19 protein-coding genes, 1 other RNA gene and 1 other annotated feature are annotated in these 15,059 nt (G+C 35.5%); of the genes, 16 read left to right on the forward strand and 4 right to left on the reverse strand.

The features are described 5' to 3' along the window. Positions 1 to 6: 6 nt before the first annotated feature. The 3 genes from AB5359_RS06970 to AB5359_RS06980 all read right to left on the reverse strand — a co-directional run bounded on the left by AB5359_RS06970 (position 7) and on the right by AB5359_RS06980 (position 4,225). Positions 7 to 1,767, reverse strand: coding sequence for a 1-deoxy-D-xylulose-5-phosphate synthase (locus AB5359_RS06970; protein WP_368279872.1), 1,761 nt, complete (start codon positions 1,765 to 1,767; stop codon positions 7 to 9). Positions 1,768 to 1,865: 98 nt separating this feature from the next. After that, positions 1,866 to 3,113: an MFS transporter gene (locus AB5359_RS06975; RefSeq protein WP_048685648.1), complete on the reverse strand. Its 1,248-nt coding sequence runs from the start codon at positions 3,111 to 3,113 to the stop codon at positions 1,866 to 1,868. 95 nt (positions 3,114 to 3,208) lie between these two features. Beyond that, positions 3,209 to 4,225, reverse strand: coding sequence for a polyprenyl synthetase family protein (locus AB5359_RS06980; RefSeq protein WP_048685650.1), 1,017 nt, complete (start codon positions 4,223 to 4,225; stop codon positions 3,209 to 3,211). Between the two features lie 423 nt (positions 4,226 to 4,648). Here AB5359_RS06980 and rpmG point away from each other — a divergent pair, with 423 nt between their 5' ends. From rpmG to AB5359_RS07035, 11 genes are all read left to right on the forward strand, one after another. Next, a complete protein-coding gene (gene rpmG, locus AB5359_RS06985; protein WP_035430036.1) occupies positions 4,649 to 4,798 on the forward strand; it encodes a 50S ribosomal protein L33 in 150 nt (49 codons plus the stop codon). Positions 4,799 to 4,805: 7 nt separating this feature from the next. Then, positions 4,806 to 4,976, forward strand: coding sequence for a preprotein translocase subunit SecE (secE, locus tag AB5359_RS06990; RefSeq protein ID WP_003647777.1), 171 nt, complete (start codon positions 4,806 to 4,808; stop codon positions 4,974 to 4,976). Positions 4,977 to 5,071: 95 nt separating this feature from the next. Beyond that, positions 5,072 to 5,623 carry a transcription termination/antitermination protein NusG gene (gene nusG, locus AB5359_RS06995; RefSeq protein WP_048685652.1) on the forward strand — a complete coding sequence of 184 codons (552 nt, stop codon included), beginning with the start codon at positions 5,072 to 5,074 and terminating at the stop codon, positions 5,621 to 5,623. Between the two features lie 130 nt (positions 5,624 to 5,753). Beyond that, complete coding sequence (rplK, locus tag AB5359_RS07000) at positions 5,754 to 6,179, forward strand: 50S ribosomal protein L11 (protein ID WP_003651949.1); 426 nt, start codon at positions 5,754 to 5,756, stop codon at positions 6,177 to 6,179. Positions 6,180 to 6,276: 97 nt separating this feature from the next. Next, positions 6,277 to 6,969: a 50S ribosomal protein L1 gene (rplA, locus tag AB5359_RS07005; RefSeq protein WP_077410139.1), complete on the forward strand. Its 693-nt coding sequence runs from the start codon at positions 6,277 to 6,279 to the stop codon at positions 6,967 to 6,969. A 130-nt stretch (positions 6,970 to 7,099) separates the two neighbouring features. Next, on the forward strand, positions 7,100 to 7,744 hold the full coding sequence (locus tag AB5359_RS07010) for an amino acid ABC transporter permease (RefSeq protein WP_020807807.1): 645 nt from the start codon (positions 7,100 to 7,102) through the stop codon (positions 7,742 to 7,744). After that, positions 7,731 to 8,378 carry an amino acid ABC transporter ATP-binding protein gene (locus tag AB5359_RS07015; RefSeq protein ID WP_048685657.1) on the forward strand — a complete coding sequence of 216 codons (648 nt, stop codon included), beginning with the start codon at positions 7,731 to 7,733 and terminating at the stop codon, positions 8,376 to 8,378. The genes AB5359_RS07010 and AB5359_RS07015 overlap by 14 nt, the downstream gene beginning before the upstream one ends. Then, positions 8,375 to 9,166, forward strand: a complete 792-nt coding sequence (locus AB5359_RS07020; RefSeq protein ID WP_048685659.1) for an amino acid ABC transporter substrate-binding protein — start codon at positions 8,375 to 8,377, stop codon at positions 9,164 to 9,166. Before AB5359_RS07015 ends, AB5359_RS07020 begins: the two co-directional genes overlap by 4 nt. A gap of 38 nt (positions 9,167 to 9,204) precedes the next feature. Next, positions 9,205 to 9,328, forward strand: a sequence feature (ribosomal protein L10 leader region). A gap of 37 nt (positions 9,329 to 9,365) precedes the next feature. After that, positions 9,366 to 9,866, forward strand: coding sequence for a 50S ribosomal protein L10 (rplJ, locus tag AB5359_RS07025; protein ID WP_003647770.1), 501 nt, complete (start codon positions 9,366 to 9,368; stop codon positions 9,864 to 9,866). A 43-nt stretch (positions 9,867 to 9,909) separates the two neighbouring features. Continuing rightward, entirely contained in the window at positions 9,910 to 10,272 is a 363-nt protein-coding gene (gene rplL, locus AB5359_RS07030; protein ID WP_003647769.1) for a 50S ribosomal protein L7/L12, read from the forward strand. Positions 10,273 to 10,349: 77 nt separating this feature from the next. After that, entirely contained in the window at positions 10,350 to 11,186 is an 837-nt protein-coding gene (locus tag AB5359_RS07035; protein WP_048685661.1) for an ion channel, read from the forward strand. Positions 11,187 to 11,221: 35 nt separating this feature from the next. Here the strand turns inward: AB5359_RS07035 and AB5359_RS07040 are convergent, their stop codons facing one another. Further along, positions 11,222 to 11,446, reverse strand: coding sequence for a hypothetical protein (locus AB5359_RS07040; protein ID WP_003649409.1), 225 nt, complete (start codon positions 11,444 to 11,446; stop codon positions 11,222 to 11,224). Between the two features lie 105 nt (positions 11,447 to 11,551). On the opposite strand from AB5359_RS07040, the gene AB5359_RS07045 reads away from it, so the two are divergent. The 5 genes from AB5359_RS07045 (at position 11,552) to dnaX (ending at position 15,051) form a co-directional block, all read left to right on the forward strand. Next, entirely contained in the window at positions 11,552 to 12,163 is a 612-nt protein-coding gene (locus tag AB5359_RS07045) for a class I SAM-dependent methyltransferase (RefSeq protein ID WP_035430034.1), read from the forward strand. Positions 12,164 to 12,239: 76 nt separating this feature from the next. Further along, the gene (locus tag AB5359_RS07050) at positions 12,240 to 12,422 is read left to right on the forward strand and encodes a hypothetical protein (RefSeq protein ID WP_003647765.1); all 183 of its coding nucleotides are present in this window, start codon (positions 12,240 to 12,242) and stop codon (positions 12,420 to 12,422) included. A gap of 161 nt (positions 12,423 to 12,583) precedes the next feature. After that, entirely contained in the window at positions 12,584 to 13,066 is a 483-nt protein-coding gene (gene tadA, locus AB5359_RS07055) for a tRNA adenosine(34) deaminase TadA (protein WP_048685663.1), read from the forward strand. 33 nt (positions 13,067 to 13,099) lie between these two features. Next, positions 13,100 to 13,180: signal recognition particle sRNA small type (ffs, locus tag AB5359_RS07060), an RNA gene on the forward strand. 62 nt (positions 13,181 to 13,242) lie between these two features. Further along, the gene (gene dnaX, locus AB5359_RS07065) at positions 13,243 to 15,051 is read left to right on the forward strand and encodes a DNA polymerase III subunit gamma/tau (protein ID WP_048685664.1); all 1,809 of its coding nucleotides are present in this window, start codon (positions 13,243 to 13,245) and stop codon (positions 15,049 to 15,051) included. Positions 15,052 to 15,059: the final 8 nt, after the last annotated feature.

Raw genomic sequence — 15,059 nt, forward strand, 5'->3', positions numbered from 1 at the left:
TCTAAATTATTTAATTATCTCCAAAATTTCACTGGCAATTTGCTCTGGCATCAAATGATCACGCTTATAAATAGATCCTTTTGGTTCGTTATCAGTGTATTCTTTCTTAGCACCGTAATTCTTAACCATCATCTTAGTTGGTCCGTAATAGCTTGCGACTTTTTGACCAAAACCACCATCAATACTATTATCTTCAAGAGTAACAACTAATTCGTGATCTTTTTGTAGGTCATCTAAAGTATCAGTATCAAGGTGAGCAGCAGATTTTGGATTAATTAAAGTGGCGTTGATATTGTCTTTCTTTAATAAATCCACTACTTTTTCACCTAATTGATAAAAGTCGCCTAAACCAATAATTGCTACTTTAGAACCAGATTTAACATCATAGTGAATAGTTGAGTAATCTTCACTAACTACTTTGCCTTCAGGAAGTGGGTTAACTGGTGACTTAATTGCTATGGGATGTTTTCTTTGCTTAACTGCCCATTCGAGCATTGATTTTAATTCATTCAAGGTAGTAGGAGCCAAGTATTCCCAGTTAGGCCAATTTGCAACCATTGTATTGTCGAAAATACCTAAATGAGTTTTAGAAGCAGCAGTAATTCCGCCACCAGCAACAATCATTACGACTGGTAAGTCATTAGCAGCAACATCGTGAGAAAGTTGATCATATGCACGTTGCAAGAAAGTAGAATTTTCAAATAAAACTGGCGTAATTCCTTCCTTAACAGCACCGGCAGCAAAAGCAACTGATTCTTGTTCAGCGATTCCAACATCCTTGTAGTTCTTTGGATAATTCTTTTTAATCTCACCTAAACCAAAGACACCTGGAATAGCAGCATTGATTGCAAGAATATTTTCTTGATTTTCAATGTGTTTCTTTAAAAAGTCGAGAATTACAGTACTTGCATTTGGCGTCTTAGGTGCAGGAACTGTAGGTTTATCAGTCTTAAGATCAAAAGGCATTACCCAGTGGTGACTAGCTTCATTTTCAACGGCTGGTTCATAGCCCTTACCCTTAAGAGTATTAATATGTAAAACGATTGGATGATCAATATCTTTAACTGCTTTGAAGGCATCGATCATAGATTTGATATCGTTTCCTTGACCAACATATTTATAGTCAAGCCCCATAGCTGTGAATGGATTGTCTTCAGCTTGACCGTTTGATTCACGTAATTTCTTTAAGGCAGTTACTACGCCACCAACGTTGTCATCAATAGACATTTGATTATCATTAACAACAATGATTAAGTTGTGCTTTTCATCAGCTGCATTATTGAAGCCCTCAAAAGCTAAACCACCGGTTAGTGAGCCATCTCCAATTAAGGCAGTGATATTTTCATGTTTGCACATCATGTCACGTGCTCTAGCCATCCCTGTAGCTAAGGCAACAGAAGTAGATGTATGACCTACTGCGTAATAGTCATATGGACTTTCATCGGGATTTGAATAAGGAGTTACATCTTCATACTTATCTGGATCAAGCCAGGCATAAGCACGACCTGTTAACATCTTATGTGGATAAGTTTGGTGAGAAACGTCCCAAATAATCTTGTCCTTTGGTGCATCAAAAACATAATGATAAGCAATTGTAGCTTCGACAATTCCAAGGTCTGGTCCAAGGTGACCACCTTCAGCAGCGTCTTTTTCTAGAATTAAATTTCTAATTTCGCTAGCCAATTTCTCAAGATCTTTTAAATTTAGTTTTTTAAGATCTTTTGGACTTTCAATCTTGTTCAGTAAAAATTCTGGATGTTTGTTCATGTTTTTTCACCCCGACATTAATAAAAAAGCTTACTCATTTATTGTAGGTCAATGAGTAAGCTTTTACTAATATAAAGTTAGCATAGTGATCTATATATTTAATCTATACTTTCTTCTAATTCTTGAGAGGTTGCTTGTTTTTTAAGGGTCAAGAATAATGCAATAAAACTAAGGGCAAAAGCTGCGGAGTTAATTGCCCAGCCAAAGTTGTAAGAACCAGTTGTATCAAATAACAGACCATTTAAGTAAACAGAGGCAGACATTGCAAAAGCACCAGTCATGTTAATTACAGAAAGAATTGTACTGTAATCTTTTGCACCAAACTCTTCACGAATGAGGTAAGGAAGAGCAACTAAGCAAACACCTTGGCCTAAACCTAAAATGAACGCTGAGGCAATAAGTGGAAGACTAGTTTTAAAGAAAATTTCGCCACTCCATCCAAGCAAACCGAATAGAGAATAAATGAATAAAGTAGCACGAGTATTAAAGCGGTCAAGCATGAAACCAATTGATATTTTACCAGCAGCAGCTCCCAGCATTACTCCTGATACTACTGATGCACCAATTGTTAAAGGCAATCCTTGACTAGTGATATGTCCTGAAATGTGCTGTACAGATCCAGAAACAAATTGTAAAGCTAGCATTGCGAAGGCTAGAGCATAGAAGACTGGGGTCTTTAAGGCAGCTTTTAGGCTAATACCAGTAGTTTCAAGAACTTTTTCTGGAATATTTTTAACTTTGCCATAAGCATGGTGTTTTTCGTTAGGTTTTTCTCGTAAAAAGACTGCAGCGGGAACTAAAATACCGAGAATTAGTAAACCTTCACAAATAAAACCGCCTCGCCAGCCAAAGTTAGTAATAATATCACCAATTATTGGATTAAAGATTGTACCACCGAAGGCAGAAACGCCAAGTGCAATCCCCATAACTGTACCTAATTTTTCATTAAACCAATTCCCTAATAAGACAGGAATTGATAAGGTAATGGCAATTGGCTGACAAATTCCAATAATGATCCAGGCAATGTAAAAATGAGTTAAACTTTGTGCTACTGACAAACTCAACATAGCAATACCAATTGTGGCAAAACAGAATGTTAAAAGCCAGCGTAAATTAAGCTTGGTCATAATTTTACCAGCAAATAAAAGCGTAATAGCTGCCGCTGCATTTTGCAGAGTGGTCATTAAAGCGACACTTGCTCGGCCAACATGGAAACTCTTACTAATTGGTTCAAAGAAGAGACCGATTGTATTAACTATTAGACCGAAGCCAACTAATGAAATCAAGCATGAGGCAATAAAGACCCACCATGCAAAAAAGTGTGAAGTATTTTGTTTTTTGTTCACTTCTTATCCTACTTTCTAGAGTATTTATCCAACCAAATATTATATCGAAAGTGAATGTTAGAGGAAAAGAAAAGAGCGTTTTTCTTAACGCTCTTTTAATATTGTCTTTTTAATAATCTACCTGTTAATTGTTCGATCAAAGCACGATTCTCATTATCTGGCCAATGTTTTTTTAGACTAGCTAGGGCTTTTTCGGTATATTGATCAGCTAACTTTTGTGATCGTTCCACACCGCCGAGATGATTAACCAAATTTTCAATTTCATGTAATTGATCTTGGGTCAGATCTTGTCTCATTTTTACCAATTCATGTAAATGATTATTATCATCGTTTTGCAAGGCGAAAATTAAAGGACCTGAATAAATCCCATCTTTAACGTCAAGTAAGACCGGCTTTTTAAAAGTAGAGCTTGTAGTTGTGTAATCTAAAATATCATCTCTTAGTTGAAAAGCCTGCCCTAGGTATTCTCCAAACTGTTTAGCTTTTAATGCTTTAGTTACTTTAATTCCACTTTCATAAGCACCAATAAAACAAGCTAAGCCAAATAAAACGCCAGTTTTGCCCTTAATTTGGTTTAAATATTCTTTTTCAGAAATATTGATATTATAGGCATTGTTATATTGTTCAGTTTCGCCAACTAGGATATTTTGCATTGTTTTTCCGTCAGCAATTACACTGTGTAAACTTTGAGCATTTTCACTTAAAAGCGTTAACGAAAGGGCGAATAAATAGTCACCAGCATAAACGGCGATATGTTTGCCGTATTTAGTTTGAATAGATGGACGCCCATGTCGCATACTAGATTCATCAATAATGTCATCATGAATTAAAGTGGCGTTATGAAGCGTCTCAATAGAAGTTGCTATTTTCTGGAGCTCGTCATGTTTTTGAGTAGCGTCAGGACCAAATGCACCAAAGAGCATTACACAAGCAGGGCGGAGCATTTTTCCAGGAACAGCAAAAGTATCTTCTAGTGCTTGTCCCAATAAACCAGGAACGCTATTGACGTGTTTTAAGATAATCTGATTAATCTCAATTATATCTTTTTGCACTTGAGGGAAACTATCCCAAAAAGTGAATTTATTTTTGATATTATTTCTTTTTTCTAGCATAGTATAGGTAATTAAAAGACTAAGTTATTAACTTGTCTTTTGTCTTTGATCCTTCCAGTCATTGAATATTGGTTATAAGAGTAGTCAAAGTGAATAAAAATAAAGTAAGTTGAAGCAATGGATGTTATTTTTCCGCAATATTTTTTAATTTGAATTATTAAGAACTAGAAGATGTAGATCTAAATAGATAATTATAAAAAATGCGATATATCAAGACTTACTATTCTTTATGATTATATAAAATATCTTTATTTTTAGTTAAATAAGATCTTATAATGTATAATTTTACACTATCTGGGATCATTATTTAAAAGTAGATATTGATTTTTTACAATATATATTTATCTTACACTTTACTTTTTAGATAGTAATTGCTAAAATAACGTTTTTTTGCTAAGATAAATGCAGTTTAGGAGTGGTTTTATGGCAGTAAAGAAAGCAGCTCTTGCATGTACTGAATGTGGCTCTCGCAATTATTCAATTGCAGCCAGCAAGAATAGAACGCAAAGACTTGAACTTAAGAAGTTTTGTAAGCACTGCGGCAAGCAGACTTTGCATAAGGAAACGAGGTAGGTAAGCGATGTTTAAATTTTTTAAGAGTGTTAATCAAACTATGGCAAAGGTATCATGGCCAACTTGGAAACAAAATAGACGTGATACCGGGGTCGTAGTAATTAGCTCAATTTTGTTTGGTGCTTACCTTGGATTGCTAGATTTATTATTTAGCTACTTAACGCAATTGTTCTTATAGTGACAGTATATGTGTTATAATTGAAACAGCTAAAAAGCCTCCCTTGGAGGTTTTTTTATTTGCACTAAGGTATTATTTTAAGGAGTTTAAAGACAATGGTTGAAACCAGCGAAAAGAAATGGTACGTTTTACACACTTATTCTGGCTACGAAGAAAAAGTTAAGAAAGATTTACTTTCTAGAGCCCAATCAATGGGAATGCAAAACTATATCTTTCGAGTAATTGTTCCTGAAGAACAAAAGACTGAAACTGTTCGTGGTAAGAAACAAGAAGTCGATGAAAAGGTATTTCCTGGATACGTTTTGGTAGAAATGGTAATGACTGACGAAAGTTGGTACGTTGTTAGAAATACGCCAAACGTTACTGGATTTGTTGGCAGTCACGGTGGTGGATCAAAGCCATCTCCTTTATATGATGAAGAAATCGAAAGAATTCTTAACTCTCAAGGACAACCAGCTAAGGAGCAAAAAGCTGACTATGAAGTTGGTGAAACAGTAACTATTATCGATGGTGCATTTAGCGGCATGAGCGGTAAAATTACTGAAATTAATCCAGAAAAAGATAAACTTTATGTTTCAATTGATATGTTCGGCAGAGAAACAAATGCTGAACTTGACTATAACCAAGTAAAAGAATTTGATGAATAATAAAGTCTAATTAACTATTGTCAATTTGAGTAATTGCTGGTAGTATATTAGAGTATCTTTATTATTGTGGGAGGAGAAGAAGGAAAATTCTCCATTATAACCGCATCACGGAATCAAGGAGGTATTGACCGTGGCAAAGAAAGTTATTAACGTAGTTAAACTGCAAATTCCTGCTGGTGCAGCAACTCCTGCACCTCCAGTTGGTCCTGCATTGGGTCAAGCTGGAATCAACATTGTTGGTTTCACTAAGGACTTCAATGCACGTACTGCTGATCAAAAGGGTATGATTATCCCTGTAGTTATTACAGTATATGAAGATCGTTCATTCGAATTCATTACTAAGACTCCACCAGCAGCTGTTCTTTTGAAGAAGGCTGCTAAGGTTGACAAGGGTTCTGGTGAACCTAACACTAAGAAGGTTGCTAAGGTAACTAAGGACCAAGTTAAGGAAATTGCCGAAACCAAGATGAAAGATCTAAACGCTGCAGATGTTGAAGCTGCTATGCGCATGATTGAAGGTACTGCTAGAAGCATGGGCTTCACTGTAGAAGACTAGTGTTTTTAGGAACGTCGGATCGTTAATAAAAATTAACGAATCAAGGTGGGAGAGTTTGAGAAGACTCGTTTGACCACATTTTCAGGAGGATTTTTACATGGCAAAGCATGGAAAGAGATATTTAGAAGCAGCTAAAAAAGTTGATTCAACTAAATTTTATTCAGTAGATGAAGCTATGAAGTTAGCAAAAGAAACTTCATACGCAAACTTTGACGCAACTATCGAAGTTGCATATAACTTAAGCGTTGACCCAAAGCAAGCAGATCAACAAATTAGAGGTGCATTGGTACTTCCAAATGGTACTGGTAAATCTAAGAAGGTTGTTGTTTTTGCTGAAGGTCCACAAGCTGACCAAGCTAAAGAAGCAGGTGCTGACGAAGTTGGTTCTGACGATTTAGTAGAAAAAGTTCAAAACGGTTACTTAGACTTTGATGTAGTTATTGCTACTCCAATGATGATGGCTAAGGTTGGTCGTTTAGGTCGTATCTTAGGACCTAAGGGCTTAATGCCAAACCCTAAGACTGGTACTGTTACTATGGACGTTGCTAAAGCTGTTGAAAACCAAAAAGCAGGTCAAGTTGAATACCGTGTTGATAAGCAAGGTTTAATCCACGCACCAATCGGTAAGGCTTCATTTGACGCTGATAAGTTGGCACAGAACTTTGATGCATTACGTGACGTTATTCTTCGTGCACGTCCTGCATCAGCTAAGGGTCAATACATTAAGAGTGTTGCCATTTCTGCAACCTTTGGCCCTGGTATCCACTTGGATCCATTGAACTTAGACTAATTAATAGTTACTTAATTAAGCAAAAAGACTTCACATTTGTGAAGTCTTTTTTTGTACTAAGGTTGAAAGTACAATTAGATTTTAGTTAGAATTAAACAATACGCTATTTTTAGAACAGGAGGTGAAGGAAATGCTAAATTATATTTTTAGTATTTTACCTTCATTGTTTTCCGGTGCTTGGTTAACTATCGAAATCTTTTTTTGGACGACTGTAGTTTCTATTCCATTAGGTTTGTTAGTCGCTTTTGGCTTACATTCAAATTTAAAACTGGTTAAGGCTATTTTGAAATTCTATGTATGGATTATTCGTGGTACGCCGCTTTTACTCCAATTAATTTTTATTTTTTATGGCTTACCAACTGTCGGAATAGTTTTTCCAAGATATGAGGCTGCTTTAGTTGCTTTTATTATTAATTACGCCGCATATTTTGCTGAGATTTTTCGTGGGGGTTTACAAGCCGTTCCTGTTGGACAATTTGAAGCTGCGCAAGTGCTTGGGTTAAGTCGCTGGCAGACTATTAATCGAATTGTTCGACCACAAGTTGTTAAAATCGTTCTTCCTTCAATCGGAAATGAATTAATTAATTTGGTCAAGGATTCTAGTTTAGTTTATGTAATTGGCTTAGGCGATTTACTTCGTGCTGGAAATGTGGCAACGGCGCGTGATGTATCTTTAGTTCCACTTGTCTTAGTAGGATGTGTATATTTGGCAATGACTGCGGTTTTAACAGCTTTATTACGAGTAGTGGAGAAGAAGAGCAATGTCTGGAAATAAAGTTTTAGAGCTTAAGAAGATAAGCAAGAGCTTTGGTACAAGAAAAATTATTGATAAATTAGATCTCTCACTTGATCAAGGAGATATCCTAAGTATCATTGGGCCATCAGGCGCAGGTAAGACAACATTATTACGTTTAATTGCGGGCCTTGAAAGTGCAGATAGTGGAAAATTTATCCACAATGGAAAAGAATTTGATCCAACTGATCGTAATAATCATTTGGTAGGGATGGTTTTTCAAGATTATAATTTGTTTCCTAATCTTTCGGTGATGGATAATATTACTTTGGCACCAATTATGGTGAATAAGATGAGTAAAGAAGATGCTGAAAGGGCGGCAGAACCTGTTTTAAAGCAGTTAGATTTGGAAAAGTTTAAGAATTTGTATCCTTACCAATTGTCAGGTGGGCAAAAGCAACGTGTAGCAATTGCTAGAGCATTGCAAATGAAGCCAGAAATTTTGTGTTATGATGAACCAACTTCAGCTTTAGATCCTGAATTGGTAGGAAAAGTAAAAGAAATTTTCTTAAAGCTTAAACAAACTGGAATGACGCAGGTTGTTATTACGCATGATCATCAATTTGGGAAAGCTGTCGCTGATAAAATCTTAAAAGTTGAGCCAATAGAAAAATGATGAAAAAAATAATACGACTTCTAAGCTTATTGATCATTGTAATTGCTTCAATAGGATTAACGGGTTGCCAAAGACAGGAAAGCTCTTGGCAAAAAATTAAAGAGCGTGGAACCTTAGTAATTGGTGTGGATGATAGTTTTGTGCCGATGGATTTTAGACAAAAAAATGGTAAGTTAGTTGGCTTTGATGTCGACTTAGCAACAGCTGTTTGCAAGAAAATTGGTTTAAAACCTGATTTTCAAACTATCGATTGGTCAATGAAAGAAACCGAATTGCGTAATGGAACAATTGATGTTATTTGGAATGGTTATACCAAAACGAAGGCTCGAGCAAAAAAAGTAGCATTTTCACGACCTTATCTTGAAAATGACCAAATTTTAGTTACGCGTAAGAAAGATAAGATAGATAATTATCGTCAAATGAAGGGAAAAGTCCTTGGCGTTCAAACTGGGTCTTCTGGAGCAGATGATTTAGATAATTATCCTAATGTTCTAAAAAAGCGGGTTAAAAGCACAGTTTTATATGATACTTATAATAATGCCTTCATTGATTTGAAAGCCGGTAGAATCACCGGCTTATTGATTGATGGAGTGTATGCCAATTACTACCTAGCTCATAGTAAGTATCAAAAAGAATTTAAGAAAGAAAAACTACCATATCCGAGCGAAAAGTTTTCAGTAGGAATAAATAAGAAAGACAAGATTTTAAAAGATAAGATTAATCAAGCTCTTGAGCATCTAGAAAAGACAGGGGAGTTAGAGAAAATACGACAAAAATGGTTTAATTAAAAAAAGCTATTGACGACTTATCTAATTTAAGGTAATATATTGTACAGTAAATTCTACCTAAGACTCGGGTGGCTAACGTGCCTTAATATCCCGCCGAGGCCAGAAAAACTAAGAGTTTTACAACTCCATGTCTTTTTGGCATGGAGTTTTTATTTCGGCTGATAGAATTTATCTTAAAGTAAATTTGGAGGTGAATTCGTTGAGTAAAGCAATCATTGCTAAAAAAGAAAAGCTTGTTGATGACTTTGCAGCAGAACTTAAGGAAGCTAAAGCTATCTTAGTAATTGACTACTTAGGTTTAACTGTTGAAGAAGTAACTAACTTACGTAAGGATTTACGTGATTCTAACGTTAAGATGAAAGTTATCAAGAATACTTACTTAAAGCGTGCTGCTGAAAAGGCTGGTATCGAAGGTTTAGACGATACTTTTGTTGGTCCTACTGCTGTTGTTTACACTGCTGATGCAGATGACATTACTGAACCAGCTCGTATTGTTTCTAAATACGAAGATGATATCGACGCATTATCAATTAAAGGTGGTATGCTCGAAGGTAAGGTTGCCAGCCAAGAAGAAATCAAGAAACTTGCAGCTATTCCAGGTCGCGAAGGTTTACTTTCAATGCTTGTATCTGTATTACAAGCTCCAGTTCGCAACTTTGCATATGCTGTTAAGGCTGTCGCTGATTCAAAAGACGAATAATTATAGTAAATTTACACATATCTAATTTCGGAGGAAACTTATAATGGCTTTAGATACTGAAAAGATTATTGAAGATTTAAAAGGTGCTTCAATCCTTGAATTAAACGACTTAGTAAAGGCTATTGAAGACGAATTTGGTGTTTCAGCTGCTGCTCCAGTTGCTGCTGCAGGTGCTGCAGGCGCAGGTGCAGAAAAGACTGAATTTGACGTTGAATTGACTGATGTTGGTCAAGAAAAAGTTAAGGTTATCAAGGTTGTTCGTGACATCACTGGTCTTGGCCTTAAGGATTCTAAGGACCTTGTTGATGGTGCTCCTAAGAACGTTAAGGAAGGCGTTTCTGAAGACGAAGCTAACGACATCAAAGCTAAGCTTGAAGAAGTTGGCGCAACTGTTACTGTTAAGTAATAAGGTCTTAACTGAACACACTATTAAAAATGAGGACTCTATTTTACGGAGTCCTCATTTTTGTTTACAATAAAATTATGCTTAAGAAAAATTTTTATAAATGGTTTAAGGCTACTTTAGCTATCGTTTCAATTGTATTGATCGTTCTAGACTTTGCAGCCATAATTGATATTAATGGTACTAATAGTAAGTGGTTTTGGCTTAACAACATTATTTTAATTATTTTAGCAATTGATTATTTTTATAGGCTATATCTTGCTAAAGATAGGCGGGCTTTTTTTAGAAATAATATTTTTGAATTAGTGGCAATTATTCCGGTCGGAATTGCTTTTAACTGGATGAAATTTGCGCAATTGGGAGATATTGGTCTATATTTTAGACTTTTGCGTTTAATTCGCCTGGCCGGACTAGTGGGGATGCTGAAAGATATTTTGCACACTCATGGCATTTTATACGTAATATACTTTAGTATTGCATTTTTAATGTTAGGATCAGTTGCAATATCAATTACTGAACACGTTTCACTTGATCAAGCCTTTTGGTGGGCGATTACGACTGCAAGTACGGTTGGTTATGGTGACATTTCACGGCATACAATTTCTCCGCAATCTTTGTTGGGAAAACTAGTGATTCTAGCAATGATCTTGATTGGAGTAGGAGTAATGGGAATTGTTACTAGTTCTCTTACTGCCTACTTGATGAGGAGAAATGAAGGAAAAGTCAGTATTAAAGATAAAGATGCAGAATTAACCTTAATTTTAGATAAATTAGACCGGCTAGAGCAGCAAAATAAGCTTCTCGCTCAGCAAAACCAAAATTTACAAGAACAAATTCAAGAATTAAAAGATAGTCATACACCTAGCGAATGGAACAAGTTTAAGGATTGGATCGAAAAAAGAAAAGATAAAAATTAAAGCGTAAATTCAAAAAAAGATGAATTTACGCTTTTTTACATGGTTAAATAAAAATGTAAAATGATCATGAATAAAAGATAGCAGCCCGCGATGATAATAATAACCCACCCAGCAGTCAGCCAAAATCTAGCCCAAGTTTGACTGTTAGTTGAAAGAACACGGCCAAAGACAGCTTGATTGCCTTTTATTCTGAATCCCATCCATAGACAGAAAATTCCGACAATAATTGCTAAAATAAATATAGGAATAGAAACTAACATTCTATCTCTTCCTTTCTGTAATCATTCTAATTATAAAGCTTTGTAGAAAAAAGCAAAGTAGAATTGATAAACTATAAGATAGAAATTGAAGAAGCGAGAATAATTATGACAAAAAAGAATCAAATGTATTTTGCGGCTAATCCGGATGCTAAACATGATGAACATTTAGTTGATTATCATATTGACGATATTGATTTGAAATTTACAACTGATGCAGGCGTATTTTCAAAGCTAAGAATTGACTATGGCTCTGGTGTATTAATCAAAACCATGAAAGACTTAACCTTTCCAAAAGCTGGGATTTTAGACGTTGGAACAGGGTATGGTCCAATGGGCTTATTTGCAGCTAAATTTTGGCCAGATCAAGAAGTTGATATGGTCGACGTAAATGAACGAGCTCTTGATTTAGCTAGAAGAAATGCAAAGTTTAATCAAATTAACAATGTTAATATCTACCAATCAAATATTTATGAACAAGTGGATAAAAAGTATGGGCTAGTGATTACTAATCCACCAATTCGGGCTGGAAAGAAAGTAGTTGACCAAATTTTATCTGAAGCTAAAGAGCACTTAGTGGAAAATGGAATTTTGCTAGTTGTCATTCAGAAAAAACAAGGAGCCCCAAGTGCAAAGAAACTAATGACAAAAGTATACGGAAACTGTGAAATTTTAGCTCGGGATAAGGGATATTACATTTTAATGAGCAAAAATAATTAAAAAGATAACGATAATGGTTTATAATGAAAGCGAATACAAAGTAGAGAAGATAATACTTTGAAAGAAGTGAATCATTATGAAGCTATTGATTAATATTATTTTAGTCTTAATTGTTTTGGCTGGGTTTGGTGGAATGATTTATTTATCAGTTAATGGTAATAGATTCCTTGGAGCAGCTGGTTTGGCTATGCTTTATTTTGTCGGATCAATTGGCTATTTTGTTAACTGCTATACGATTAAAAAACGTGGTCGAATTTAATAGAAGAGATCCAAAAGATCTTTTTTATTTTCACTTCTTATGCTATACATGAACATGTTTGATGATGAACTTCTTTACGTTAGCCAGTTAATTTAACTGGCTTTTTCGATTACAATAATAATGATTAATAAGAATTATAGGAAAGATATTGAATAAAATATATGTTTGAAAAAAGCGATAAGGAAAAATACATGCAGCTAGCTTTTGCACAGGCGAAAAAAGCTGAAGACCAGGGGGAAGTACCGATTGGTGCAATTGTTGTGGATAAAGATGGAAATGTAATTGGCGAAGGCTACAACAGACGCGAGCTTGATGAGGATGCAACCCAGCATGCAGAAATGATTGCGATTAGAGAGGCCTGCAAAAATCTGGGTTCTTGGCGTTTAGTTGATTGCAGCTTGTTTATTACCCTTGAACCATGTCCGATGTGCAGCGGTGCAATTATTAATTCACGGCTAGCTGAAGTTTATTATGGCGCTTTTGATCCTAAGGCCGGAGCTGCTGGAAGTGTAATTGATTTATTCAAAGTAGAAAAATTTAATCACCACCCTCAAGTTTTTGGAGGCTTATTTAAGGATCAAGCAGCGCAAATGTTAAAAGATTTTTTCCGCGAAATTAGGCGTAAACAAAAGCAAGATAAATAGTGGAAAAAATAGTTAAAATACTGTATTATAGTTTGTGGGCAATGTCCGACCTCCAAATTGTGTCAGGACCGGAAGGTAGCAGCACTAAGGTTGCTTGGGCATGTGCCTTTTTTTGAGAAAATAAACAGCTCTTAGCTCGTTTGAGCTAGGAGTTTTTTTGATAAAGGAAGTGCAAAATGGCTTATCAAGCGCTATATCGTAAATGGCGTCCTAGAACTTTTGATGGGGTTGTAGGCCAAACAGCGATTACTGATACATTAAAAAATGCAATCAAGCGTGGCAAGATATCACATGCTTTTTTGTTTGCGGGACCACGTGGTACTGGTAAAACATCATGTGCAAAGATTTTTGCGAAGGCCTTAAATTGTACTAATTTGCAAGATGGTGAGCCATGTAATGAGTGTGAAAACTGTCTTGCGGCAGATCGAGGGACGATGAATGATATTATCGAAATCGATGCAGCATCAAACAATGGTGTTGATGAAATTCGTGATATCCGCGATAAGGTAAAATATGCTCCCACACAGGGGAAATATAAAGTTTATATTATCGACGAAGTTCATATGCTTTCGATGGGTGCCTTTAATGCCTTACTTAAGACACTAGAAGAGCCACCTGAGCATGTAGTATTTATCTTAGCTACAACTGAACTTCAAAAAGTCCCAGCAACTATTATTTCAAGAACTCAGCGCTATAATTTTAAACGGATTGATCAACATGATTTAATTGCTCGCATGACCTATATTCTTGGTCAAGAAAAAATTGCCTTTGAAGAAAAGGCACTTGAGGTAATTGCCCAAGTAGCTGATGGTGGAATGCGGGACAGTTTAAGTATCTTGGATCAAATCTTATCCTATGATCAGGATAAGGTTAAGTATGAAGATGCCTTAAAAATTACTGGTTATGCTGCTCAAGAAAAGATTGAGCAAGTCTTATTAGACTTACTTAAGGGCGAAACGTCAGAAGCATTCGAAATAGTTCATAATTTACTTCAAGATGGGGCATCAACTAAGAATATCTTAGATGAACTAATTAGCTTAACTGTTAAAGGGATGCTGGTTATTAAGAGCAATAAAGAGGCAACTTTTTTAACTAAAGATTATGCAGCAGAATTAGCTAAGATCCCAGAAGAAAAATTTTATAATTTAGTTCAAGCAGCCAATACTGCTTTAAATGATTTGCGCTACACTAATCAGCAACAAATTCCACTTGATGTGTTTGTGGTTCAAGTCACGCAAGGGGTAGGCGGAAATGTACCAGTAGAACAAGGTGATTCAGTTTCTTCAACTGTCGTTCAAAAGTTAAAAAATGAAATTGATAATTTAAGTAAACAAGTTGCTGAACTAAAAAATAGACCAGTTCAAGTAACTAATAGAAGTAGCTCTGACTTTTCTGGGACTATTAAGACAGAAACTAATTCTCGTCCTAAACAAATTGCTGCTCAAACAGCTAATACTGATCAAAAACCTAAGAGAAGAAAAGCTAGTGCAAATAACCAAGCAGCACAGGAAAATAATCGCCGTCAAGTCTACCATGTACTTGAAAATGCGACGAAAGAGGACTTAAATACAGTCAAAGATATTTGGCCAGATTTATTGTCTACTTTGAAGGTATCTCAAAGAGCCGTCATGGAAGTTTTGAATCCTGTAGCTGCAAGTCATGAACAAATTGTTTTAAAATGTAAATATGAATTATGGTTTGAACGGGCAAATCAAGATGGAGATTTAATTTCTCAGCTTGAAGCTGAAATTGCCAAGTTAACGAAGCATAATTATAGTATTGTTTTAGTTGCAGATTCTTCATGGCTAAAAGTACGGCATGATTTTGTAGCAAGTCATAAGGAAGAATTACTTGCTAAGAAATTTCAAAAAATAGAAAAATCTGAACAAGAAACAAATGAAAATCAGGTAGATCCTCAAGCTAAAAAGGAAGTTATCGATAAAGCAAAAGAACTTTTTGGAGATCTAGCGCAGATTAAAGATTAAGGAGAGAA

The organism is Lactobacillus sp. RTP31084st1_F9_RTP31084_210423, from assembly GCF_040919545.1.
GTDB lineage: Bacteria > Bacillota > Bacilli > Lactobacillales > Lactobacillaceae > Lactobacillus > Lactobacillus paragasseri.

Coding starts and splice junctions, on each gene's coding strand:
- AB5359_RS06970 (WP_368279872.1), bottom strand. CDS start 1,767: ATGAACAAACATCCAGAATTTTTACTGAACAAGATTGAAAGTCCAAAA.
- AB5359_RS06980 (WP_048685650.1), bottom strand. CDS start 4,225: ATGCTAGAAAAAAGAAATAATATCAAAAATAAATTCACTTTTTGGGAT.
- rpmG (WP_035430036.1), top strand. CDS start 4,649: ATGGCAGTAAAGAAAGCAGCTCTTGCATGTACTGAATGTGGCTCTCGC.
- secE (WP_003647777.1), top strand. CDS start 4,806: ATGTTTAAATTTTTTAAGAGTGTTAATCAAACTATGGCAAAGGTATCA.
- nusG (WP_048685652.1), top strand. CDS start 5,072: ATGGTTGAAACCAGCGAAAAGAAATGGTACGTTTTACACACTTATTCT.
- rplA (WP_077410139.1), top strand. CDS start 6,277: ATGGCAAAGCATGGAAAGAGATATTTAGAAGCAGCTAAAAAAGTTGAT.
- AB5359_RS07010 (WP_020807807.1), top strand. CDS start 7,100: ATGCTAAATTATATTTTTAGTATTTTACCTTCATTGTTTTCCGGTGCT.
- AB5359_RS07015 (WP_048685657.1), top strand. CDS start 7,731: ATGTCTGGAAATAAAGTTTTAGAGCTTAAGAAGATAAGCAAGAGCTTT.
- AB5359_RS07020 (WP_048685659.1), top strand. CDS start 8,375: ATGATGAAAAAAATAATACGACTTCTAAGCTTATTGATCATTGTAATT.
- rplL (WP_003647769.1), top strand. CDS start 9,910: ATGGCTTTAGATACTGAAAAGATTATTGAAGATTTAAAAGGTGCTTCA.
- AB5359_RS07035 (WP_048685661.1), top strand. CDS start 10,350: ATGCTTAAGAAAAATTTTTATAAATGGTTTAAGGCTACTTTAGCTATC.
- AB5359_RS07040 (WP_003649409.1), bottom strand. CDS start 11,446: ATGTTAGTTTCTATTCCTATATTTATTTTAGCAATTATTGTCGGAATT.
- AB5359_RS07045 (WP_035430034.1), top strand. CDS start 11,552: ATGACAAAAAAGAATCAAATGTATTTTGCGGCTAATCCGGATGCTAAA.
- AB5359_RS07050 (WP_003647765.1), top strand. CDS start 12,240: ATGAAGCTATTGATTAATATTATTTTAGTCTTAATTGTTTTGGCTGGG.
- tadA (WP_048685663.1), top strand. CDS start 12,584: ATGTTTGAAAAAAGCGATAAGGAAAAATACATGCAGCTAGCTTTTGCA.
- dnaX (WP_048685664.1), top strand. CDS start 13,243: ATGGCTTATCAAGCGCTATATCGTAAATGGCGTCCTAGAACTTTTGAT.